The 23261-nt window shown below is 74.9% G+C and carries 20 protein-coding genes; 17 read left to right on the top strand and 3 right to left on the bottom strand.

The annotated features are described in order from the left end of the window. Window positions 1–681: 681 nt before the first annotated feature. Window positions 682–3270 carry a valine--tRNA ligase gene (gene valS / locus G1H19_RS06765; RefSeq protein WP_152728415.1) on the bottom strand — a complete coding sequence of 863 codons (2589 nt, stop codon included), beginning with the start codon at window positions 3268–3270 and terminating at the stop codon, window positions 682–684. Window positions 3271–3358: 88 nt separating this feature from the next. Here valS and G1H19_RS06760 point away from each other — a divergent pair, with 88 nt between their 5' ends. Then, on the top strand, window positions 3359–4747 hold the full coding sequence (locus G1H19_RS06760) for a bifunctional folylpolyglutamate synthase/dihydrofolate synthase (protein WP_235928031.1): 1389 nt from the start codon (window positions 3359–3361) through the stop codon (window positions 4745–4747). Then, window positions 4744–5139, top strand: coding sequence for a DUF4233 domain-containing protein (locus G1H19_RS06755; protein ID WP_162392644.1), 396 nt, complete (start codon window positions 4744–4746; stop codon window positions 5137–5139). The genes G1H19_RS06760 and G1H19_RS06755 overlap by 4 nt, the downstream gene beginning before the upstream one ends. A gap of 6 nt (window positions 5140–5145) precedes the next feature. Here the strand turns inward: G1H19_RS06755 and G1H19_RS06750 are convergent, their stop codons facing one another. Both G1H19_RS06750 and G1H19_RS06745 read right to left on the bottom strand, forming a co-directional pair. Then, window positions 5146–5667 carry a Clp protease N-terminal domain-containing protein gene (locus G1H19_RS06750; RefSeq protein WP_152728419.1) on the bottom strand — a complete coding sequence of 174 codons (522 nt, stop codon included), beginning with the start codon at window positions 5665–5667 and terminating at the stop codon, window positions 5146–5148. A 1-nt stretch (window position 5668) separates the two neighbouring features. After that, window positions 5669–5893, bottom strand: coding sequence for a helix-turn-helix domain-containing protein (locus G1H19_RS06745; RefSeq protein ID WP_152728421.1), 225 nt, complete (start codon window positions 5891–5893; stop codon window positions 5669–5671). A 75-nt stretch (window positions 5894–5968) separates the two neighbouring features. Between G1H19_RS06745 and ndk the strand changes: the two genes are divergently transcribed. From ndk to G1H19_RS06670, 15 genes are all read left to right on the top strand, one after another. Continuing rightward, entirely contained in the window at window positions 5969–6385 is a 417-nt protein-coding gene (gene ndk / locus G1H19_RS06740; protein WP_162392643.1) for a nucleoside-diphosphate kinase, read from the top strand. A 79-nt stretch (window positions 6386–6464) separates the two neighbouring features. Next, complete coding sequence (locus G1H19_RS06735) at window positions 6465–8390, top strand: TIGR03960 family B12-binding radical SAM protein (RefSeq protein WP_152728423.1); 1926 nt, start codon at window positions 6465–6467, stop codon at window positions 8388–8390. Between the two features lie 2 nt (window positions 8391–8392). After that, a complete protein-coding gene (locus G1H19_RS06730; RefSeq protein ID WP_162392642.1) occupies window positions 8393–9160 on the top strand; it encodes a TIGR03936 family radical SAM-associated protein in 768 nt (255 codons plus the stop codon). Window positions 9161–9470: 310 nt separating this feature from the next. After that, on the top strand, window positions 9471–12989 hold the full coding sequence (locus G1H19_RS06725) for an Rne/Rng family ribonuclease (RefSeq protein ID WP_235928030.1): 3519 nt from the start codon (window positions 9471–9473) through the stop codon (window positions 12987–12989). A 270-nt stretch (window positions 12990–13259) separates the two neighbouring features. Continuing rightward, window positions 13260–13574 (top strand): 50S ribosomal protein L21, encoded by a 315-nt coding sequence (rplU, locus tag G1H19_RS24430; RefSeq protein WP_162392641.1) that lies wholly within the window; start codon window positions 13260–13262, stop codon window positions 13572–13574. Between the two features lie 4 nt (window positions 13575–13578). Next, window positions 13579–13854, top strand: coding sequence for a 50S ribosomal protein L27 (gene rpmA / locus G1H19_RS06715; RefSeq protein WP_152728425.1), 276 nt, complete (start codon window positions 13579–13581; stop codon window positions 13852–13854). A gap of 151 nt (window positions 13855–14005) precedes the next feature. Continuing rightward, window positions 14006–15529, top strand: coding sequence for a GTPase ObgE (obgE, locus tag G1H19_RS06710; RefSeq protein ID WP_152728427.1), 1524 nt, complete (start codon window positions 14006–14008; stop codon window positions 15527–15529). An 88-nt stretch (window positions 15530–15617) separates the two neighbouring features. After that, entirely contained in the window at window positions 15618–16742 is a 1125-nt protein-coding gene (proB, locus tag G1H19_RS06705; RefSeq protein ID WP_202925843.1) for a glutamate 5-kinase, read from the top strand. A gap of 12 nt (window positions 16743–16754) precedes the next feature. Further along, on the top strand, window positions 16755–17237 hold the full coding sequence (def, locus tag G1H19_RS06700; protein ID WP_162392640.1) for a peptide deformylase: 483 nt from the start codon (window positions 16755–16757) through the stop codon (window positions 17235–17237). A 29-nt stretch (window positions 17238–17266) separates the two neighbouring features. Beyond that, the gene (locus G1H19_RS06695; protein ID WP_162392639.1) at window positions 17267–18523 is read left to right on the top strand and encodes a glutamate-5-semialdehyde dehydrogenase; all 1257 of its coding nucleotides are present in this window, start codon (window positions 17267–17269) and stop codon (window positions 18521–18523) included. Window positions 18524–18584: 61 nt separating this feature from the next. Continuing rightward, window positions 18585–19487 carry an AAA family ATPase gene (locus G1H19_RS06690; RefSeq protein WP_162392638.1) on the top strand — a complete coding sequence of 301 codons (903 nt, stop codon included), beginning with the start codon at window positions 18585–18587 and terminating at the stop codon, window positions 19485–19487. Between the two features lie 15 nt (window positions 19488–19502). Further along, window positions 19503–20918, top strand: coding sequence for a vWA domain-containing protein (locus tag G1H19_RS06685; protein ID WP_152728431.1), 1416 nt, complete (start codon window positions 19503–19505; stop codon window positions 20916–20918). A gap of 294 nt (window positions 20919–21212) precedes the next feature. Then, window positions 21213–21998 (top strand): nicotinate-nucleotide adenylyltransferase, encoded by a 786-nt coding sequence (gene nadD / locus G1H19_RS06680; protein WP_235928029.1) that lies wholly within the window; start codon window positions 21213–21215, stop codon window positions 21996–21998. Continuing rightward, entirely contained in the window at window positions 21995–22477 is a 483-nt protein-coding gene (gene rsfS, locus G1H19_RS06675; protein ID WP_235909499.1) for a ribosome silencing factor, read from the top strand. Before nadD ends, rsfS begins: the two co-directional genes overlap by 4 nt. After that, the gene (locus tag G1H19_RS06670) at window positions 22474–23235 is read left to right on the top strand and encodes a histidine phosphatase family protein (RefSeq protein WP_162392637.1); all 762 of its coding nucleotides are present in this window, start codon (window positions 22474–22476) and stop codon (window positions 23233–23235) included. The genes rsfS and G1H19_RS06670 overlap by 4 nt, the downstream gene beginning before the upstream one ends. Window positions 23236–23261: the final 26 nt, after the last annotated feature.

The raw sequence follows: 23261 nt of genomic DNA, 5'->3' as shown, positions 1-23261 counted from the left end.
CACTGCTGCCGACTCCGGAGCGGGCTGAGGCCAGGATCCCGCCACGGGGCGGTCGGCGCGCCCGGCGCCCCTGGCGCTCACCCGTCGACATGCGGCGCTCGCCTCACCAGCACTGGCCCGCCGTCGGCCAGAGATCGGGCGCTACTGGCCCGCCGCGGGCCAATGCCGATGACCCAGCTGAGATCTCGTGACGAGGCCCGGCGCCAGCCAGTGCCCGGTAGTCGCATCGCCAGTGACCTTCCACCGGCGGTGGCCCGCCGACGGCCAGGCGCGGGGCGTTCCTGGCTCACAGGGGGCCACTGCCGCGGAGCGAGCGGGGATCAGGTGACGCTCCAGGCAGGCACTGCCCTCGGTAGCCGCACTCGCTGGCCTCCACCCGCCGGCACTGGCCCCACGCCGGCCAGGCGCGGGGCGCTCCTGGCCGGCCAGGGGCCACTGCTGCGGACCCAGAGGGGATCAGGTGACGCACCAGCGCAGGCGCTGACCCGACGGCCGCACACCCGGCCACCACTCGTCGGCCACCACCCGTGGCAGTGGCCCGCCATCGGCCAGGCGCGGGGCACTCCTGGCCGACCACGGGCCACTGGCCCGACTCCCGAACCGACCGGCGTCCCGGCGCGACGCCCCCGGCACGGGGCGGGAGCGGCAGCCGGTCCGCCGGCACGGGCCGCGGCCGGGCGGTCAGGCGTCGGGCGGGGTCTCGGCGAGCTCGACGTCCACGGTCAACGGGCCGTCACCCGGGACGACGGACAGCGTCGCGATCCGGCCGGCGTTCTCCAGGTCGACACGGGCCGCCTCGACCAGGGGCACCCGGTCGGCCGGGGCGTGCACGGTGGCGGTGGCGACGTCGGCCCGCATCGACACCTGGGCCTCGGACTTCGCCTTGCGGACCGCGGCCAGCGTCTCGGCGGCGGCCAGCAGCACCGCCGGGTCGCCACCGGACGGCAGCTCACCGGCCACCGGCCACGGGGCGCGGTGCACCGAGCCGGTCTGCCACCAGCTCCACACCTCCTCGGTGACGAACGGCAGCACCGGGGCGAACAGCCGCAGCTGCACCGACAGCGCCAGGGCCAGCGCGGCCTGCGCGGACGCCGCGGCCTCGTCCGACCCGTAGGCCCGGGTCTTGACCAGCTCCACGTGGTCGTCGCAGAACTGCCAGAAGAAGGCCTCGGTCACCTCCAGGGCCCGGGTGTAGTTGTAGGCGTCCAGCGCGGCGGTCGCCTCGGCCACCACCACGCCCAGCCGGGCCAGCAGCGCCTGGTCCAGCGGCTCGGTCACCAGGTCCGCCGACGACGACGCCGAGGCGCCCAGCCCCAGCACGAACTTGCCCACGTTCAGCAGCTTGATCGCCAGCCGCCGGCCGACCTTCATCTGCGCCTCGTCGAAGGGCGAGTCCGCGCCCGGGCGGGCACCGGCGGCCCGCCAGCGCACCGCGTCGGTGCCGTACTTCTCCAGCACGTCGATCGGCGTCGTCGCGTTGCCCTTGGACTTGCTCATCTTCTTGCGGTCCGGGTCGACGACGAAGCCGGAGATCGCGGCGTGCGACCACGGCACGGCGCCGAACTCGTAGTGCGAGCGCACCACGGTGGAGAACAGCCAGGTGCGGATGATGTCGTGGGCCTGGGGGCGCAGGTCCATCGGGAACACGTGGGCGAACAGCTCCGGGTCGGTGTCCCAGCCCGAGGCCACCTGCGGCGACAGCGACGACGTCGCCCAGGTGTCCATCACGTCCGGGTCGGCCGCGAAGCCGCCCGGCACGCCCCGCTGCTCCTCGGTGTAGCCCGCCGGCACGTCGGAGGAGGGGTCGACCGGCAGTGACTCCTCGGGCGCCAGAATCGGCTGGTCGAACACCGGCTCGCCGGCCTCGTCGAGCGGGTACCAGACCGGGAAGGGCACCCCGAAGAAGCGCTGCCGGCTGATCAGCCAGTCGCCGTTGAGGCCCTCCACCCAGTTCTCGTAGCGGTGCCGCATGTGCTCGGGCACCCAGTGGATCTCCCGGCCGCGGGCCACCAGCGCCGCCCGGGTGTCGGCGTCCCGGCCGCCGTTGCGGATGTACCACTGCCGGGTGGTGACGATCTCCAGCGGGCGCTCGCCCTTCTCGAAGAACTTCACCTGGTGGGTGATCGGCCGCGGGTCGCCGTCCAGGTCACCGGACTCGCGCAGCATCTCCACGATGCGCTGCTGAGCGCTGAACGCGGTCTTGCCGGCCAGTTCCGCGTACGGCCCGGCCGGCACACCCGCCGGCGGGTCGGCCAGCACGCGGCCGTCCCAGCCCACGATCGCCCGGGTGGGCAGCTGCAGCTCCCGCCACCACGTCACGTCGTTGAGGTCGCCGAAGGTGCAGATCATCGCGATGCCGGAGCCCTTGTCCGGCTCGGCCAGCCGGTGCGCCACCACGGGCACCTCGACGTCGAACAGCGGCGTGCGCACGGTGCTGCCGAACAGCGGCTGGTACCGCTCGTCGTCGGGGTGTGCGACCAGGGCCACGCAGGCCGGCAGCAGCTCGGGCCGGGTGGTCTCGATGAACACCGGGCCGGCAGGACCGTGGAAGGAGATGCGGTGGTAGGCGCCCGGGCGCTCCCGGTCCTCCAGCTCGGCCTGGGCCACGGCGGTGCGGAAGGTGACGTCCCAGAGGGTGGGCGCCTCCTGCGCGTACGCCTCACCGCGGGCCAGGTTGTGCAGGAACATCCGCTGCGCGGTCGCCCGGGACGACGCCGAGATCGTGCGGTAGACGTTCGACCAGTCCACCGACAGCCCGACCCGGCGCCACAGCTCCTCGAACGCCGCCTCGTCGACCGCGGTCAGCTGCTCGCACAGTTCCACGAAGTTGCGCCGGGAGATCGGCAGCTGGTCCTTGCCGGGCTTCTCCGGCGGCTGGAAGCCCTCGTCGTAGGGCAGCGAGGGGTCGCAGCGCACGCCGTAGTAGTTCTGCACCCGGCGCTCGGTCGGCAGGCCGTTGTCGTCCCAGCCCATCGGGTAGAAGACGTGCTTGCCGAGCATCCGCTGGTAGCGGGCCACGATGTCGGTGTGCGTGTAGCTGAACACGTGCCCCACGTGCAGTGAGCCGCTGGCCGTGGGCGGCGGGGTGTCGATCGAGTACACCTGCTCGCGCGGGGCGGTGAGCGCGGCGGCGCGGTCGAAGGCGTACGGGTCGACCTCGGCCCAGCGCGCGGTCCACTTCTCCTCGATGCCGTCCAGCGTCGGCTTCTCGGGTACGTCCACACCGGCGGCCGGGGGGGTGCTGTCCGGGGTGAGGGTGTGGGGAGGCATGCCCGCCATCCTAGGAACCCCGCCTCCGACCGAACTCCCCGACCGAACCCCGGAGTGCCCGGCCGCAGCCCACTGGCATCCTGGGGCGGTGAGCACCTCCCCTCCGGACGGGCGCCCCGCCGCCGCCCCGCACGCCCCGCGCACCGCCGCGCAGGTCGAGGCGGCGCTGCTCGGGCGCTGGCCGGAGACCCGGCTCGAGCCGTCGCTGACCCGCATCGCCGCGCTGCTGGACCTGCTGGGCTCGCCCGAGCGCGCGGCCCCCGTCGTCCAGGTGACCGGCACCAACGGCAAGACGACGACGGCGCGGATGATCGACGAGCTGCTGCGCGGCTTCGGCCTGCGGGTCGGCCGGTTCACCAGCCCGCACCTGACGTCGATGCGGGAGCGGATCGTGCTGGACGGCCAGCCGATCAGCGAGGAGCGCTTCCTCGCCGCCTACACCGACGTCGCCCCGTACGTGGACCTGGTGGACGCCGCCAACGACGTGCCGATGTCGTTCTTCGAGGTGATGGTGGCGCTGTCGTTCGCGTTCTTCGCCGACGCGCCGGTCGACGTCGCCGTCGTCGAGGTGGGCATGGGCGGCAGGTGGGACGCCACCAACGTGGCCGACGCCCGGGTTGCGGTGATCACCCCGGTCGCCCTGGACCACGCCGAGTACCTGGGGCCGGACGTCGCCACGATCGCCGCCGAGAAGGCCGGGATCATCAAGCCCGGCTCGGTCGCGGTGCTGTCCCACCAGCCGGCCGGGGCGATGGACTCGCTGCTGCGCCGGGTGGTCGAGGTCGAGGCCACCGTGGCGCGGGAGGGCACCGAGTTCGGCGTCCTGGAGCGGCGGGTGGCCGTGGGCGGGCAGCAGCTGCGGCTGCAGGGCCTGGGCGGGGAGTACGAGGAGGTCTACCTTCCGCTTTTCGGGGCGCACCAGGCGCAGAACGCCGCCACCGCGCTGGCCGCGGTGGAGGCCTTCCTGGGTGCCGGTGCCGCCACCGGCACCGTGGCGATGGAGGTCGTGCGCGACGCGTTCGCCGCGGTCCGCTCCCCGGGTCGGCTGGAGCGGGTGCGCACCTCGCCCACCGTCCTGGTCGACGCCGCGCACAACCCCGCCGGCATGGCCGCCACCGTCGAGGCGGTGCGGGAGTCCTTCGACCTGACCCGGGTGGTCGGGGTCGTCGGCTGCGTCACCGGCAAGGACGTCACCGGCATGCTGACCGCGCTGGAGGGACTCTGCGCCGACCTGGTGGTCACCCAGAACAGCTCGCCGCGGGCGATGCCGGCCGACGAGCTGGGCGCGCTCGCCGTCGACGTGTTCGGTGCGGACCGGGTCAGCGTGCACCCGCAGCTGGCCGAGGCGCTGGAGTCGGCGATCGAGCTGGCCGAGGCCGGCCCGGACGACGCCCTCGGTGGCTCCGGGGTGCTGGTCACCGGCAGCGTGATCACCGCGGGGGAGGCCCGCACGCTGCTGACCGGGCGACGCCGGTGACCGCACCGGACCCGGTCCGCGCCGGCCGGGCGCTGAACGGCGCGGCCGCGGCCCTGCTGTTCCTGGAGGGCCTGGCCGTGCTCTTCGTGCCCCGGGCGATTGCGCAGACCGAGCAGGGCCTCGGTGGCGTGCGGCTGACCCTGCTGCTGGCGCTGGCCGCGGTGCTCATCCTGTCCAGCGGGGTGATGCGCCGCCCGCAGGGGCTGCTCATCGGCACCGCGCTCCAGGTCCCGCTGCTGCTCACCGGCCTGCTGGCGTCGGCCATGTGGTTCGTCGGCGTGCTGTTCCTGGCGCTCTGGTACTACCTGCTGCAGGTGCGCAAGCAGCTCATCGGGACGACGTTCGGCACTGTGCCGCCGACCACCCCGCCCGCCACCCCGCCGGCCGGCTGAGCCCGCTCAGGCCACGTCCGGCTCGATCCTGGCCCGCAGGACGTCGGGGTCGCCGTCCAGCTGGTGCAGCACCCGCACCACCACCGGGTCGGCCAGCGACAGCACGCCGTGCAGCAGGCAGCCGGAGTCGATCACGCGCCGGCCGGGTCGCCGCATCGCCAGCCGCAGCGACAGCTCCAGCGCCTTCTTGCTGCCCGCGGTGAAGCGCAGGTGCCCGCGCGGGGCGGCCCCGCCGTCCAGGGCGCCGGGTCCGAAGGTGGCCTCGGTGGCGGCTCGCACCTGGTCCAGGTCGATGCCCAGGGCGGCCAGCGCGTCGGCGTCCAGCGCGGTGCCGCTGCGCTCGGCCGCCGTCCGGAGTCGGTGGTGGTCCAGGCCCGCGGCCTCGATGGCCTCGCGTCCCGGGCCGGGGACGGCGGCCAGGGCGAGCAGCAGGTGCACCGGCTCGATCCGGTCCGCCCGGAGGTCGCGGGCCTGCTGCTGGGCGGAGACGACGGCCTGCTTGGCCTCGTCGGTGAAGCGCTCGAACACCTCAGTCGTCCTTCCTGCCGTGGGCGTGCTTCTTGTGCGCGGCCTGCCGGGTGACCCCGAGGGCGTCGGCGATCTGCTGCCAGGACCAGCCGCGCCGCCGGGCGCTGGCCACCTGGAGCACCTCCAGCCGCTCGGCCAGCTCCCGCAGCGCGCGGACCGCCCGGAGGCCGACCGCCGGGTCGTCGGCGGCCGCGGCCGCCGTGACGTCGTGCGTCGGTGTCGCCATGCGTCAACCATGGTTGACACGACGACGTCTGTCAACCCCGGTTGACACGTCCGGGCGTGCGTAGGCTGACCGACCGTGTCCGCCACTGCTGAACGCTCCCTCGTCCTCGTCAAGCCCGACGGCGTCGCCCGCGGCCTGGTCGGTGAGGTCGTCTCCCGCCTGGAGGCCAAGGGCCTGCGCCTGGTCGCCGCCGAGCTGCGCACCCTGACCGCCGAGGTCGCCGAGACCCACTACGCCGAGCACCAGGGCAAGCCGTTCTTCGCCGGCCTGGTCGAGTTCATCACCGGCGGCCCGCTGCTCGCCCTGGTCGTCGAGGGCCCGCGGGCCATCGAGGCCTTCCGTGCCCTGGCCGGCGCCACCGACCCGGTCAAGGCCGCCCCGGGCACCATCCGCGGCGACCTCGCCCTCGAGGTCGGCGAGAACATCGTGCACGGCTCGGACTCCCCGGAGTCCGCCGCCCGCGAGATCGCGCTCTTCTTCCCGAACCTCTAGGGCAGGACCCCCTCGCAGGCCCACGGTGGGACCTGCGAGGGGGCGGGGGCCTGCGAGGGGGGCGGCTACCCTGGGCGACATGACGGTCGAGTCCCTGTACCCCCGCCTCGAACCGCTGCTCGCCCAGGTCCAGAAGCCGATCCAGTACGTCGGCGGTGAGCTGAACGCCCAGCTCACGGACTGGGACGACGCCGAGGTGCACTGGGCGCTCATGTACCCCGACGCCTACGAGGTGGGCCTGCCCAACCAGGGCCTGATGATCCTGTACGAGGTCCTCAACGAGCGGCCCGACGCCCTCGCCGAGCGCACCTACGCCGTGTGGCCCGACCTCGCCGCCCTCATGCGCGAGGCCGGCGTCGGCCAGTTCACCGTCGACGGGCACCGGCCGGTGCGGGCGTTCGACGTGCTCGGGATCAGCTTCGCCACCGAGCTCGGCTACACCAACATGCTCGAGGCGCTCGACCTCGCCGGCATCCCGCTGCACGCGGTGGACCGGGACGAGACGCACCCGGTCGTCGTCGCCGGTGGGCACGCGGCCTTCAACCCCGAGCCGATCGCCGACTTCGTCGACTGCGCCGTGCTCGGCGACGGCGAGCAGGTCGTCGGGGACATCACCGACGTCGTCGCCGCCTGGAAGCGCCAGGGCCGGCCCGGTGGCCGGGTCGAGCTGCTCGCCCGGCTGGCCCGGGTCGAGGGCGTCTACGTGCCCCGGTTCTACGCGGTCGCCTACGCCGAGGACGGCACGATCGCCTCGGTCACGCCGTCCGGGGACGCGCCGGCGACGGTCGCCAAGCGCACCGTGATGGACCTCGACGAGTGGCCCTACCCCAAGCAGCCGCTGGTGCCGCTGGCCGAGAGCGTGCACGAGCGGATGAGCGTGGAGATCTTCCGCGGCTGCACCCGCGGCTGCCGCTTCTGCCAGGCCGGGATGATCACCCGCCCGGTGCGCGAGCGCACCATCACCGGCATCGGCTCGATGGTCGACGCCGGCCTCAAGGCGACCGGGTACGAGGAGGTCGGGCTGCTGTCGCTGAGCAGCGCCGACCACTCCGAGATCGGCCAGCTGGCCACCGAGCTCGCCGACCGCTACGAGGGCACCAACACCGGCCTGAGCCTGCCGAGCACCCGGGTGGACGCCTTCAACGTGACGCTGGCGAACGAGTTCTCCCGCAACGGCCGCCGGTCCGGGCTGACCTTCGCCCCGGAGGGCGGCAGCGAGCGCATCCGGCGGGTGATCAACAAGACGGTGTCCAAGGAGGACCTCGTCCGCACGGTCACCACCGCCTACGCCAACGGCTGGCGCCAGGTGAAGCTCTACTTCATGTGCGGTCTGCCCACCGAGACAGACGAGGACGTGCTGGAGATCGCCGAGCTCGCGGTCGAGGTGATCCGCGCCGGCCGGGAGGCCAGCGGCACCAAGGACGTGCGCTGCACCGTCTCCATCGGGGGCTTCGTGCCCAAGCCGCACACGCCGTTCCAGTGGGCGAGCCAGGCCAGCGCGGAGACCATCGACCACCGGCTGCGGCTGCTGCGCGCGGCGATCAACGCCGACCGGCGGATCGGGCGCTCCATCGGGCTGCGGTACCACGACGGCAAGCCCGGCATGATCGAGGGCCTGCTGTCTCGCGGCGACCGCCGCGTCGGCCGGGTCATCGAGCGGGTGTGGCGTGAGGGGGGTCGCTTCGACGGCTGGAGCGAGCACTTCTCCTACGAGCGCTGGACTGCGGCCGCGGCCGAGGAGCTGCGCCCCTTCGGCCTCGACCTCGACTGGTACACCACCCGGGAGCGCGGCCAGCACGAGGTGCTGCCCTGGGACCACCTGGAGTCCGGCCTGGACAAGGAGTGGCTCTGGGACGACTGGCAGGAGGCCCTCTCGGAGGAGGAGGTCGCCGACTGCCGGTGGACCCCCTGCTACGACTGCGGCGTCTGCCCGACCATGGGCACCGAGATCCAGATCGGGCCCACCGGACGCAGCCTCATCCCGCTGACACCGGTCCGGAGCTAGGGGTGGCCCGGCAGCCGGAGGGCCCGCCGCCGCCGCCGACCGTGCAGAAGCTGCGCATCCGCTACGCCAAGCGCGGCCGGCTGCGGTTCGCCTCGCACCGGGACCTGGCGCGCGCCCTGGAACGGGCGCTGCGCCGGGCCCAGGTGCCGATGGCGTTCTCCGCCGGCTTCAGCCCGCACCCCAAGATCTCCTACATCGGGGCCGCCCCCACCGGCACCGCCAGCGAGGCGGAGTACCTGGAGATCGGCGTGTCCCGGCGCTGCGACCCGGACGCGGTGCGCGTCGCCCTCGACGAGTCCCTGCCCCCCGGCATCGACGTGCTCGACTGCGTGGAGGCGCAGGCGGGGACCGGTTCGCTGGCCGAGCGGATCGACTCCTCCCGCTGGCGGGTCGAGCTCGTGGACACCCCGGTGGACGACGTCCGCGCGGCGGTCGAGGCGTTCCTCGCCGCCGACGCCGTGATGGTCACCAAGCGCACCAAGGACGGCACCCGCGACGTCGACGCCCGGGCCGCCGTGGTCAGCGCCGAGGTCGCCGGGGGAGCAGGTTGTGCCATACTGCAGCTGGTGGTACGTCAGCTCACGCCGACCGTACGACCCGACGACGTGTTGGCCGCCCTGGCGGCCGTCGCCGACCTGCACCCGCCGTTGCCCCCCCGGGCCGTGCGTGAGGCGCAAGGCCGGCTCGACGGTTCCGGGAACGTGGCCGATCCGCTCGACCCGGACCGAGAGGTACGCGCCCACTGCCAGGGGGAGCGCACCCCGGCCTGACACGGGCGGAGCCGGGTGGCCCGCGACGTCGAGCACCACGACTGCCAGTCGTGACGCGCCGATGCCCCGCATCGCACAGCTCTGCACCACCGCTCCACACACGCTCTGCACGACAGCACCACGGCACCACCGCGAACGGCACCACGGCTCCGGTCTGTGCACCACGACCGGCCGGTAGCCGCACCCAGACTTCGCGGGCCGGGCAGACCCACCGCACCCGTGCGGTGCGCCCGTCCCGCCCTACCGTGCTCCTGCGCGGCCGCCAGTCCTCGTGATCGGCGCCCGGGAGCCATGAGGAGGCGAGCCCTCAGTGGCCGACCAGGACAACGACAGCACCCCCACCGCCGATGAGGACCCGGCGTCCGACGGCCCGGCCCAGGACGCGGTCGTCGCGCCCCTGGAGGGTGAGGACCCCGCCGACACCGGACTGCCGTCCGCCGAGGACGCGCCCGGCGAGCCCGAGGCGCCGACCGAGCCGGAGCCCGAGCCGGCAGGGGAGGCCGCCCCCGGCCCGACGGTGCTGACCGCGGACGAGGAGACCCTCGCCGCGGCGGCGATCCCGGTCCGCTCTGCTGTCAGCGAGCCGGCCGCGCCCCGCTTCGGTGCCCAGTTCAGCTCGCCCGAGCCCACCACGGTGACCGCGCGCCCCCGCCGGCGCGCGACCCGTCCCGCGCTCGCCGCCGACCCCGACTCGGTCGAGCCGGCTCCCTCCGCGGCACCCACGCTGCCCGCCTTCATCACCTTCGTGGCGCCGGCCGAGGTGCCCGCGGAGGCGCCGGTCGCCCCGCGCCGGCGCAGCCGCCGCACCGCCGCCGAGACCCCGGCCGAGCCGGCCGAGCCCGTGGTGGAGCCCGCCGGCCGGCCCGACGCCGAGGTCGAGGGCCCGCCGGAGGGCGCCCGCTGGGCACCCCGCCGCGGCCGCGGGGCGGCAGCGGCCCGTGCGGCCGCCGCCCGCGAGGAGGAGCGGGAGACCGCCCAGCCGGACGTCGACGACGTCCAGGACGAGACGCCGGAGCCGGTCCGGCCGGCCCCCCGGCGCAGCCGCTCCCGCCGGCGCGCGATCGACCCCGACGCCGTCGCGGACGAGACCGACGAGACCCCCGTCGTCGACGACGGTGCCGACGAGCCGTCCTCGGACCGGTCGGAGGACGCCGAGACCACCGAGGACCCCGACGAGGCCGGCGACGACGAGGACAACGCCGGTGGCACCAGCCGCCGGCGCCGTCGCGGCCGTCGTGGACGCGGTCGTGGCCGCACCGGTGAGGACGCCGGCGAGGACGACACCGACGACGACGCGCGCACCGGCGAGCAGGCCGCCGGCGAGCCCGACGACGAGGCACCCGAGACCGGGGACGCCGCTGACGCCGACGAGCCGGAGACCGCCTCCAGCACGCGCCGTCGCCGTCGCCGTCGCCGCCGGGGTGAGAGCAGCGGCACCGCCACCGAGGACGCCGTCGAGGAGACCGAGGAGCGCCCCGAGCGCGCCGGCCGCGGTGGCCGCACCAGCGAGGACGACGTCGTCCGGGGGATCGCCGGGTCCACGCGGCTGGAGGCCAAGCGCCAGCGCCGCCGGGACGGGCGGGACACCGGCCGCCGTCGCGCCCCGATCCTGTCCGAGTCCGAGTTCCTCGCCCGGCGCGAGGCCGTGGACCGGGCGATGGTCATCCGCCAGCAGGGCGACCGCACCCAGATCGCCGTGCTCGAGGACGACGTCCTGGTCGAGCACTACGTCACCCAGGCGCAGGCCACCTCGTTCGCCGGCAACGTGTACCTGGGCCGGGTGCAGAACGTGCTGCCCAGCATGGAGGCGGCGTTCGTCGACATCGGCAAGGGCCGCAACGCGGTGGTCTATGCCGGTGAGGTGAACTGGGAGGCGGCCGGGCTGACCGGCAAGTCCCGGTCGATCGAGCAGGCGTTCTCCTCCGGGGACAAGATCCTCTGCCAGGTCACCAAGGACCCGATCGGGCACAAGGGCGCGCGGCTGACCCAGCAGATCAACCTGCCGGGCCGCTTCCTGGTGTACGTGCCCGGCGGCTCGATGACCGGGATCAGCCGCAAGCTGCCCGACAACGAGCGCCAGCGGCTCAAGGACATCCTGAAGAAGATCGTCCCCGAGGACGCCGGCGTGATCATCCGGACCGCGGCGGAGGGCGCCTCGGAGGAGGAGCTCACCCGCGACGTGGCCCGGCTGCAGGCGCAGTGGGACGTCATCCAGAAGAAGGCCGAGTCCAGCAGCCAGGCCCCGGCCCTGCTGTACGGCGAGCCGGACCTGGCCATCCGGGTCATCCGCGACGTCTTCAACGAGGACTTCAAGCGCCTGGTCGTGCAGGGCGCCGACGCGTACGACACCGTCGAGCAGTACCTCGGGCACGTGTCCCCGGAGCTGTCGCCCCGGCTGCAGCGCTACACCGGCACCGGCGACGTGTTCCGTGACCTGCGGGTCGACGAGCAGCTGATGAAGGCACTGGACCGCAAGGTCTACCTGCCCTCGGGTGGCTCGCTGGTGATCGACCGCACCGAGGCCATGACGGTCGTCGACGTCAACACCGGCAAGTTCGTCGGCTCTGGCGGCAACCTCGAGCAGACCGTCACCCGCAACAACATCGAGGCCGCCGAGGAGATCGTCCGCCAGCTGCGGCTGCGCGACATCGGCGGGATCATCGTCATCGACTTCATCGACATGGTGCTGGAGAGCAACCGCGACCTGGTGCTGCGGCGGCTGACCGAGTGCCTGGGCCGGGACCGGACCAAGCACCAGGTCGCCGAGGTCACCTCGCTGGGCCTGGTGCAGATGACCCGCAAGCGCGTGGGCCAGGGCCTGCTCGAGGTCTTCTCCGAGCCCTGCGAGCACTGCCGCGGGCGCGGCGTGCTCGTGCACCTCGACCCGGTGGAGCCCGGTCGCCGCTCGAGCGGCAACGGTCCCGGTGGCAACGGCTCGGGTGGCAACGGCACGGGTGGCAGTGGCTCGGGTGGCAGTGGGTCGGGCCCGGCCCTGCCCGGCCCCGGTCGCGGTGGCGAGCAGAACGGCCGCCAGCGTGGGCAGGAACGTGGCCGTGACGGGGCCGGGGCCGGGGACGTCGTCGCCGTCGCCGAGAACGCCGGCACCGAGGCGGAGGTCGTGGAGGAGATCCCCCGCAGCGGGAGCCGGCGCAGCCGTGGCCGGCGCAACCGCGGCCAGTCCGGCGAGGCCCGGGCGGCCGAGGACGCCGCGGTCGTCGCCACCCTCGGGGACGACGTGGAGCTGGTCGACACCGCGGTCGACTCCACCGGCGACGACGCTGCCGCCGACACCCAGGCCGCCGACACGCAGGCCGCCGACACGGCAGTCGACGACGCGCCCGCCGCGGACGCATCGGCCACCGGCACGTCCGTAGTCGACGACGCCGTGACCGTGCCGGGGCCCCAGGGCGACGTGCCGGACGCGGTCGCGCCGGTCGAGGGGACCGGGACGCCCGTCGGGGAGCCCGAGGTCGTGGAGCTGGTCGTGGCCGAGGTGGTCGAGGGCTCCGGCGAGCCGGAGGTCACCGAGGTGCCGGCACCGGTGCACGCCACCGACGCCTACGTCACCGAGATCCGGCTGGCCGACGTCCAGGGCGAGGTCCAGCGCGATGTCCAGGGCGATGTCCAGGGCGAGGTCCAGGACGGGACGACGCCGTCCGGTCCCGAGCCCCGGGAGCCCGCCGTCGACCCCGCGGCCGAGGCGTCGGAGCGCCCGGCGGCCGCCGGGCCGGTGGAGCCCGCGGTGGAGCCCGCGGTGGAGGTCGCGGCACCTCAGGCCCGCCCCCGTCGGCGCCGCGCCGCATCCCGTCCCGCCGGGCCGCCGGCCTGAGCAGGCACCCCTGCCCGTCCCGACGCGCCGGCGCGCGGCGGGGCAGGCAGGGGCCCGCCCGGCCTGCCCCGACGGCCGGCCGGCGGGAGTTCGACCCCACAGCACCGCGGTTCGACCGGGCCGCAGGGCCTCGGGTACGCTCGACAGGCTGCATCGCCACGGGCCGGGCACCACTGGGTGTCCCTCGACGATGCGACGCAGCCGTCCAGCACCCGGGTCCGAGCACCTGGTCGTGCGCGCAGGACACGAGAACCGATCGAGGAGTCAGTGGTGTACGCAGTCGTCAAGTCCGGTGGCAAGCAGCACAAGGTGGTCGTCGGTGACACGTTCACCATCAACCGCGGAGCAGGCGAGCCCGGTGACACCGTCGCCCTGCCCGTCGTGCTCCTGGTCGACGGGGACACCGTCACCACCGACGCCGCGGCCCTGGCCGCCGTCACCGTGACCGGTGAGATCGTCGGCCACGGCAAGGGCCCGAAGATCAAGATCCACAAGTTCAAGAACAAGACCGGGTACCACAAGCGGCAGGGGCACCGTCAGCCGCTGACCGACGTCCGGGTCACCGACATCTCCACGAAGGGCTGACGACATGGCACACAAGAAGGGCGCATCGTCCTCCCGCAACGGTCGCGACTCGAACGCCCAGCGCCTCGGCGTCAAGCGCTTCGGTGGCCAGGTCGTCAAGGCAGGCGAGATCATCGTCCGCCAGCGCGGCACCCACTTCCACCCGGGTCTCGGCGTCGGCCGCGGCAAGGACGACACGCTGTTCGCGCTGCTCCCCGGCGCGGTGACCTTCGGGTTCCGCCGCGGGCGCCGCGAGGTCACCATCACCCCGGTCGCCGCGCAGGTCCCGGTCTCCGTCTGACGGGGACCCGTCCTCGTGCGGACGGGTCCCGGGTCGCCCTGTTGACGGGCCGCTCCAGCAGCATCAGCACTGTCGCCGGTGGCGGCGTCGACCCGGCGCCGCCACCGGCGTTTCCATTCGCAGCAGTCGTAGTACAGGAAGGGCGGCGATCATGGCCGCTTTCGTCGACCGCGTCACGGTCCACGTGTCCGCGGGCAACGGGTCCCACGGTGTCAGCTCGGTCCACCGCGAGAAGTTCAAACCGCTCGGCGGGCCCGACGGGGGCAACGGCGGTGACGGCGGTGACGTCGTCCTCGAGGTCGACCCCAACGTGCACACCCTGCTGGACTTCCACCACTCGCCGCACCAGAAGGCCGGCAACGGCAAGCAGGCCGCCGGCGACTTCAAGAACGGCGGCCGGGGCGAGGACCGCGTGCTGCGGGTCCCGCCCGGCACCGTGGTCTCCGTCGGCGGGGAGGTCGTCGCCGACATGATGGGCGCCGGCACCCGGGTGGTGCTCGCCCACGGTGGCCGCGGCGGGCTCGGCAACGCCGCGCTGGCCAACTCCCGGCGCAAGGCGCCCGGCTTCGCGCTGCTCGGCGAGCCCGGCGAGGCCGTCGACGCCGTCCTGGAGCTCAAGAGCATCGCCGACGTCGGCCTGGTGGGCTACCCGTCCGCCGGGAAGTCCTCGCTGGTGGCGGCCATGTCCGCGGCCCGGCCGAAGATCGCCGACTACCCGTTCACCACGCTCGTCCCGCAGCTGGGCGTGGTCCGCTCCGGCGACGTCACCTACACCATGGCCGACGTCCCGGGGCTCATCCCCGGTGCCTCGACCGGCAAGGGCCTGGGACTGCAGTTCCTCCGCCACGTCGAGCGCTGCGCCGTGCTGGTGCACGTGGTCGACATGGCGACGATCGAGCCCGGGCGCGACCCGGAGAGCGACATCGCCGCGCTGGAGCACGAGCTGCGCGAGTACGGCGGCGACGAGCTGGACCTCGTCGGCCGGCTGCGGATCGCCGTGCTGAACAAGATCGACGTGCCGGACGCCCGCGAGCTCGTCGACCTGGTGCGCACGACGCTGGAGGACCGCGGCCTGCTGGTGTTCCCGATCAGCGTCGCCACCCGCGAGGGCCTGGACGCCCTCGGCTTCGCCCTGGCGAGCGCGGTCGAGCGGCACCGCGCCGAGCTGCCCGAGATGGAGCCGGTGCGGATCACGCTCACCCCCCGGGCGGTCGACGACGGCGGCTTCACCGTCGAGGCCGACCCGCGCACCGGCGGCTGGGTGGTCCGTGGCGTCAAGCCCGACCGCTGGGTGCGGCAGACCGACTTCACCAACGACGAGGCCGTCGGCTACCTCGCCGACCGGCTCAACCGGCTCGGCGTGGAGGACGCCCTGGCCAAGGCCGGAGCGGTGCCCGGTGACGCGATCACGGTCGGCGACGTCACCTTCGACTGGGAGCCCAGCCTGCCGGCCGGGACGCTCACCGCGGAGGAGAGCATGTCGCTCGGTGGCCGCGGCAGCGACTCCCGGCTCGACAGCCCCTCGCGCATGCGGGCCGACGAGCGGCTGGCCGCCAAGAAGGCCCGCCGCGTGCCCTACGAGGTCGGCGTGGCCGAGGACTGGCCGGTGGAGGCCCTGGACCCCGACGAGCTGGACGACGAGCAGCGGGCCGCGCTCGAGGGCGACCGCTCGTGACCGCCGGCCGCCGGTCCGCGCCACGATCGACACGAACCCCCCGCCAAGATGGCCATCTTGGCGGGGGTGTGGTGCTGGGCGCCGCGGGGTGAGCGGGGTGCGCCCGGAGATCGCCGGCGCGCGCCGCGTCGTGGTGAAGGTGGGCTCCTCCTCGCTCACCACCCTGGCCGACGGGCTCGACGTCGAGCGGCTGCAGGCCCTGGTCGACGTCCTGGGTGCGCTGCGGGCCGGCGGCCGCGAGGTCGTGCTGGTGTCCTCCGGCGCGATCGCCGCCGGGCTGGCGCCACTGGCGCTGTCCGGCAAGCCGCGGGACCTGGCGACGGCGCAGGCCGCGGCCAGCGTCGGCCAGCTGCGGCTGGTGCAGACCTACGCCGACGCCTTCGCCGGGCACGGGGTGACCGTCGGCCAGGTGCTGCTCACCGCCGACGACCTCACCCGGCGCAGCCACTACCGCAACGCCCGGCAGACCGTGGAGCGGCTGCTGGCCCTGGGCGTGCTGCCGATCGTGAACGAGAACGACACCGTGGCCACCGAGGAGATCCGGTTCGGCGACAACGACCGGCTCGCCGCGCTGGTCGCGCACGTCGCCGTCGCCGACGCGCTGGTGCTGCTGTCCGACGTGGACGGCGTCTACGACGGCGACCCGCGGGTCGGCCCGGCGCAGCGGATCGACACCGTGCACGGCGCCGACGACCTGGCCCACGTCGTGCTGGGCTCGGCGTCCCGCAACGGCGTCGGCACCGGCGGGATGGCCACCAAGGTGGAGGCCGCGATGATCGCCGCGCACGCCGGGGTGCCCGTGGTGGTCACCTCGGCCGAGCAGGCCGGGGCGGCGCTGGCCGGCGAGCCGGTGGGCACGCTGTTCGCGGTGCGCGGACGCCGTCCCTCGGCCCGGCAGTTCTGGCTGCGCTACGCCAGCCGCCCGCGCGGTGAGGTCCGGCTGGACGCCGGTGCGGTCGCCGCGGTGCGGGAGCGGGGGGCCTCGCTGCTGGCCGCCGGCGTCACCGGGGTCAGCGGGGAGTTCCTGGCCGACGACCCGGTGGACCTCGTCGGACCGGACGGCGTCGTGGTGGCGCGCGGGCTGGTGGCCTACGACGCCCGCGAGCTGCCGGCACTGCTGGGCCGCAAGACCGCCGACCTGGACCCGGAGCACCGCCGCGAGGTCGTGCACCGCGACGAGATGGTCCTCGTCGGCCGGCGCCCCGCCTCCTGAGACACTGGGCCCGTGGCCGTCCGTCCCATCCGCCTGCTCGGCGACCCCGTCCTGCGCACCCCCGCCGAGGACGTCCGGTCCTTCGACCGGGAGCTCGCCGCCCTGGTGCGCGACCTCGAGGAGACCGTCACGCTGCCCGGGCGCGCCGGCGTGGCCGCACCGCAGATCGGGGTCAGCGCCCGCGTCTTCTCCTACAACGTGGACGGCGTGATCGGGCACCTGGTCAACCCGGCGATCACCGAGCGGTCGGAGGAGGTGCAGGACGGCGACGAGGGCTGCCTGTCCATCCCCGGGCTGTACGCCCCGACGGTGCGGGCGATGCACTGCGTGGCCGAGGGCTTCGACGTGCACGGTGAGCCGCTGACCCTGCGCGGGTCCGGGCTGCTGGCCCGCTGCCTGCAGCACGAGGTCGACCACCTCGCGGGCTCGGTCTTCATCGACCGGCTCACCGGGGAGGCCCGCAAGCGGGCCCTCCGCGCCCTGCGCGACAGCTGAACCGGGCGCGGTACGCCTATCCTCGGCTGGTGGTCGACACCGCTGACTTCCCGCTGATCGGCGCGCCCGCGCTGCGTGCCCGCGAGGCCGCCCGGGTGCTGCGCACCCTGCCCACCGCGGCCAAGGACGCCGCCCTGCTCGCCATGGCCGACGCGCTGGGGGAGCGGGCCGCCGAGGTGCTCGCCGCCAACGCCGCCGACGTCGCGGCCGCCACCGCCGCCGGCACCCCGGCCGCCATGGTGGACCGGTTGCGCCTGGACGAGGCCCGGCTGGCCGGCGTGGCCGACGCGCTGCGCGCCCTGGTGGCGCTGCCGGACCCGGTGGGTGACGTCGTCCGCGGGTCGACGCTGCCCAACGGTCTGACGCTGCGCCAGGTGCGGGTGCCCCTCGGCGTCGTCGGCATGGTCTACGAGGCCCGGCCGAACGTGACCGTCGACGCCGCCGGGCTGTGCGTCAAGAGCGGCAACGCGGCGCTGCTGCGCGGCTCGGCGTCCGCGCACGGCACGAACACCGCGCTGGTGGCGGTGCTGGGCGAGGCGGGGGAGAAGGCCGGGCTGCCGGCCGGGTCCATCGCGCTGCTGTCGGCCGACCGGGCCTCGGTCGCCGAGCTGCTGCGGGCCCGCGGCCTGGTCGACGTGGTCATCCCCCGGGGCGGTGCCTCGCTGATCCAGCGGGTGGTGACCGAGGCGCGGGTGCCGGTGATCGAGACCGGCGTGGGCAACTGCCACGTGTACGTCGACGCCTCCGCCGACGCCGCGATGGCCGAGGCGGTGGTGCTCAACTCCAAGACGCACCGGGTCAGCGTGTGCAACTCGGCCGAGACGCTGCTGGTGCACCGCGACGTCGCGTTCCTGCCGCGGCTGCTCACCGCGCTCACCGACGCCGGCGTCACCCTGCACGGCGACGCCGCCGCCCGGGCCGCCGTCCCCGGTGTGCTGCCGGCCACCGACGAGGACTGGGCCACCGAGTACCTGGCGATGGACATGGCGGTGCGGGTGGTCGACGACCTGGACCAGGCGCTGGAGCACATCCGCACCTGGGGCAGCGGGCACAGCGAGGCCGTGGTGGCCGACTCGGCGCGAGCGATCGCCGACTTCACCGCCGGGGTCGACGCGGCCGCCGTGCTGGTCAACGCCTCGACCCGGTTCACCGACGGCGGCGAGTTCGGCTTCGGCGCCGAGATCGGCATCTCCACCCAGAAGCTGCACGCCCGGGGCCCGCTCGGGCTGCCGGAGCTCACCTCCACCACCTACGTGGTGACCGGGGCTGGGCACGTGCGGTCGTGACGTGGTCTGCTGGGGCGTCCACCACCTGACCCGCGCCCCCCACCCACCGACTGGAGCCACCGTGCCGCGCCCGATCACCCAGCCCGCCCAGTTCGCCTCGGTCGCGGACGTCACCGCGCGGCTGTCGGCGGCGGGCTACCTGCCCGACGAGCAGATCGCCACCACGGTCTTCCTGGCCGACCGGCTCGGCAAGCCGCTGCTGGTGGAGGGCCCGGCGGGTGTCGGCAAGACCGAGCTGGCGAAGGCGCTGGCCACGGCCACCGGCTCGGAGCTGATCCGGCTGCAGTGCTACGAGGGCCTGGACGAGGCGCGGGCGCTGTACGAGTGGAACTACAAGAAGCAGCTGCTGCGCATCCAGGCCGCGCAGTCCGGCAGCGGCACCCCCGGGGACGGCGCCGACTGGGACAGCGTGCACGACGACATCTTCAGCGAGGAGTTCCTGATGTCGCGGCCGCTGCTCACCGCGATCCGGCGCTCGGAGCCCACGGTGCTGCTGATCGACGAGACCGACAAGGCCGACGTCGAGGTCGAGGGTCTGCTGCTGGAGGTGCTCAGCGACTTCCAGGTCACCATCCCGGAGCTCGGCACCATCGCCGCGACCCGCCGCCCGCTGGTGCTGCTCACCTCCAACGCGACCCGCGAGCTGTCCGAGGCGCTCAAGCGCCGCTGCCTCTACCTGGCCCTGGACTACCCCAGCGCCGAGCGGGAGCGGGAGATCGTGCTGTCCCGGGTGCCCGAGTTGGCCCCGGCGCTGGCCGACCAGCTGGTCAGGACCATCCGGGCGCTGCGGGCGCTGGAGCTGAAGAAGTCGCCGTCGATCTCGGAGACCCTGGACTGGGCCGAGACCCTGCTGGCGCTGGGCTTCGACACGCTGGACTCCTCGGCGGTGCGGGCCACGCTCGGTGTGGTGCTCAAGCACACCAGCGACCAGACCCGGGCCGCCGCCGAGCTCCGGCTCAACTGAGGACGGGGCGCGGCGATGACCACCACCACCGGCGGGCTGCCCGCGCACCTGGACGGTTTCGTGCGGGCGGTGCGCGCGACCGGCATCCCGGTCGGGATCAGCGCAGCCGTCGACGCCGCCGAGGTGCTCACCGTCGTGGACCTGCTGGAGCGGGAGCAGCTGCGGCACGCCCTGGCCGCGGTGCTGCTCACCCGCGCCGCGCAGCGCCCCGCCTACGACGTGCTGTTCGACCTCTGGTGGCCGCTGACCGACCGCCCGGCGGTGGCGGCCGAGCCGGACGCGGGAGTCGACGGCGACGGCGAGGCCGACGGCGCACCGGGCGAGGCCCCGGACCCCGCGGAGCTGGCCCGGCAGCTGCGCGACGAGCTGCTCGACCTGCTGCTGGACGGCGACGAGGAGGCACTGCGCCGGTTCGCCCGGCTGGCCGTGGACCAGCTCGGGCAGGGCCAGCCGTCGCCGACCGGCCAGTCGTTCTTCGCCTACCGCGTGCTGCGCGCCCTGTCCCCGGACACCCTGGTGGCCCAGCTGCTGGCCGGCCTGCTCGGGGACGCCGAGCGCGGCGGGCTGGCCGAGCAGGTGGCGCGGCAGGCGATCAAGGAGCGGCTGGCGGCGTTCCGGGCGGCCGTGGAGGCCGAGGTGCGCCGGCGCACCGCCGCCGAGCGGGGCCGGGACAAGGTGGCGAAGACCGCGGTGAAGCCGCTGGCCGACCAGGTCGACTTCCTGCGCGCGCAGACCGCCGACCTGGCCGAGCTGCGCCGCTCGGTCGCCCCGCTGGCGCGCCGGCTCGCCTCCCGGCTGGCCGCCAAGCGCCGGCTGGGCCGGGAGGGCCGGCTGGACTTCCGCACGACCGTCCGGGCCTCGCTGGCCACCGGCGGTGTGCCCGTGGTGACCCACCACCGGCCGCGGGCGGTGCACAAGCCCGAGCTGGTCGTGCTCTGCGACATCAGCGGCTCGGTGGCCGGGTTCAGCCACTTCACGCTCATGCTCACCCAGGCGCTGCGCGAGCACTTCACCGGTGTGCGCGCCTTCGCCTTCGTGGACTCCACCGACGAGGTCACCCGCTTCTTCTCACCCGGCGTGGACGTGGTCGACGCGATCGCCCGGATCGGCCGGGAGGCCGACGTCGTCTCCTTCGACGGGCACAGCGACTACGGCAACGCGCTGGAGGTCTTCGCCGAGCGGTGGCCGGCGGCCGTGGGCCCCAAGACGTCGCTGCTGGTGCTCGGCGACGGGCGCACCAACTACCGGCAGCCGGGGTTGCCCGCCCTCGCGGACCTGGTGCGGCGGTCCCGCTCGGCCTACTGGCTGAACCCCGAGCCGCGGCGGATGTGGGGCAGCGGCGACTCGGCCGCCGACCGCTACGGCGAGGTGATCCCGATGGTCGAGTGCCGGACGGCGGCCCAGCTGGCGGACTTCGTCACCACCCTCTGACCCACCCCGGGCGCTCCGTGCTGGCACGCGAACCCGAGCAGCACCTGTGCCGACCCGTAACCCCGGGCCCCCGGACGCGTTGGGCACGACGGAGAGCGCGACGCCCTCCCGCACCACGCGGTGGTGGGCCGGCGACGCGGGCCCACGACCGTGGGTCCGACCGACCGCACGGGGGGGCCGGTGACCGGGTGCGGGTGGCGTCGCCTCGCACCACCCGGTGGCCGCCGGCCCGGTCCGGGCCGCCGGCCGGGTGCTCGCGGGCCCGCGGTGGCGGCCCCGGGCTAGGCTCGGGCGGTGGCTGGCACTCGACTCGGCGTGATGGGCGGGACCTTCGACCCGGTCCACCACGGCCACCTCGTCGCCGCCAGCGAGGTCGCCGGCCTGTTCGGGCTGGACGAGGTCGTCTTCGTGCCCACCGGTCTGCCGTGGCAGAAGAGCGACCGCGAGGTCAGCCCGGCCGAGGACCGCTACCTCATGACCGTCATCGCCACGGCCTCCAACCCGCGCTTCTCCGTCAGCCGGGTGGACGTCGACCGGGACAGCCCGACGTACACCGTGGACACCCTCACCGACCTGCACCGCCAGCGCCCGGACGCCGAGCTGTTCTTCATCACCGGCGCCGACGCGCTGGCCCAGATCGTCGGCTGGCGCGACTCCGACCGGCTGTTCGACCTCGCCCGCTTCGTCGGCGTCACCCGCCCGGGCTACCAGCTGGAGGACACCGACCTGCCCGCGGGCGCGGTGAGCCTGGTGGAGATCCCGGCGCTCGCGATCAGCTCCACGGACTGCCGGGAGCGGGTGGGCCGCGGGATGCCGGTCTGGTACCTCGTGCCCGACGGCGTCGTCCAGTACATCGAGAAGCGCGGGCTGTACCGCACCGGCCGGCCCCAGCAGCGGGCGGGCACGGGGCAGACCCCCGCGCGCACCGCCCCGCACCTGGCCCCGGCCGGCGCCGGGCTGCCCGCGCGCGGCCCGGCCGGCGCGGAGACGCCCGACCCCGCGGTGGACGGTGCCGCACCCGACCAGCTCGACCGGCCAGGGGACCCGCCGTCCCCCGAACTGCAGGAGATGCCCCGATGACCGCCTCGACCGAGGCCCGGGAGACCGCGCTGCTGGCAGCCCAGGCTGCCGCGGACAAGCTCGCCACCAACGTGTCCATCGTCGACGTCAGCGACCGGCTGGCCATCACCGACGCCTTCGTCCTGGCCGCCGCGCCGAACGAGCGCCAGGTGCAGGCCATCGTGGACGGCGTGGAGGAGCGCCTGCGGGCGCACGGCGTGAAGCCGGTCCGCCGGGAGGGCGTGGCCGAGTCGCGCTGGGTGCTGCTGGACTTCGTCGACGTCGTGGTGCACGTCCAGCACGCCGAGGAGCGGGCGTACTACTCCCTCGAGCGGCTCTGGAAGGACTGCCCGCAGATCCCGTTCACCGACTCGGCCCTGCCCACCGGTGCCGCCGCTCCCGACGCCACGCCGGCCGTCACCGACGCCGGCGACCCCGCGAGCGGCGACCCCGCGAGCGGCGAGGCCGTCACCGCCGAGGGCGGCGAGCCCCGCCCGTGAGCGGCCGGCCGCTGCCGGACATCGCCGTCCCGCGGCTGGTCCTGTGGCGGCACGGCCGGACGGCGTGGAACGCCGCCGGCCGGTTCCAGGGGCAGCTGGACCCGCCACTGGACGCCACCGGGCACCAGCAGGCCCGGGAGACCGCGCCGCTCCTGGCCGCCGCCGGGGTGGGGGCGGCCGACTCCGTGCTGGTCAGCAGCGACCTGGTGCGCGCGGTGCAGACGGCCACCGCACTCGGGGACCTCCTGGGCCTGCCGCTGCGCTGCGACGAGCGGCTGCGGGAGAACGGGCTCGGCTCGTGGGAGGGCCTGACCCGGGACGAGGTGGCCGAGCGCTTCCCCGACCAGTTCGCCGACTGGATGGCCGGGCGGCCGGTGCCCGGGCGCGGCGGTGAGCAGCCGCCCGAGGTCGCCGCCCGCGCCCTGGCCGCGCTGGCCGACCTGCCGCCGGCACCGGTCGCCGTGGTGGTCACCCACGGGGGCACCAGCCTGCGCATGATCGAGGCGCTGCTCGAGCTGGGGTCGCAGCAGCGCCGGGTGCTCGGGCCGCTGGGCAACTGCCGCTGGAGCGAACTGCGGTCGCGGGACGGACGGTGGCGGCTGACCCAGCACAACACCGGGCTGCCACCGGGCACCGCGACCGGCAGCGTCCTGCCCGACCGGCGCTCCGGCGGGGACGTCGGCGTCGACGTCGGCGGGGCACCGGCGACCGTCGACGACGGCACGGCCCCCGCGCAGGACGCCGACGCGAGCAGCTGAGGGCCCCGTGGCGGGCCCGGGCAGCG

This window comes from Goekera deserti, from assembly GCF_010685995.1.
GTDB lineage: Bacteria > Actinomycetota > Actinomycetes > Mycobacteriales > Geodermatophilaceae > Goekera > Goekera deserti.
This window is presented reverse-complemented; position numbering and strand designations above follow the sequence as displayed.

Coding starts and splice junctions, on each gene's coding strand:
- valS (WP_152728415.1), bottom strand. CDS start 3,270: ATGCCTCCCCACACCCTCACCCCGGACAGCACCCCCCCGGCCGCCGGT.
- G1H19_RS06745 (WP_152728421.1), bottom strand. CDS start 5,893: ATGGCGACACCGACGCACGACGTCACGGCGGCCGCGGCCGCCGACGAC.
- G1H19_RS06735 (WP_152728423.1), top strand. CDS start 6,465: ATGACGGTCGAGTCCCTGTACCCCCGCCTCGAACCGCTGCTCGCCCAG.
- rpmA (WP_152728425.1), top strand. CDS start 13,579: ATGGCACACAAGAAGGGCGCATCGTCCTCCCGCAACGGTCGCGACTCG.
- obgE (WP_152728427.1), top strand. CDS start 14,006: ATGGCCGCTTTCGTCGACCGCGTCACGGTCCACGTGTCCGCGGGCAAC.
- G1H19_RS06685 (WP_152728431.1), top strand. CDS start 19,503: ATGACCACCACCACCGGCGGGCTGCCCGCGCACCTGGACGGTTTCGTG.
- rsfS (WP_235909499.1), top strand. CDS start 21,995: ATGACCGCCTCGACCGAGGCCCGGGAGACCGCGCTGCTGGCAGCCCAG.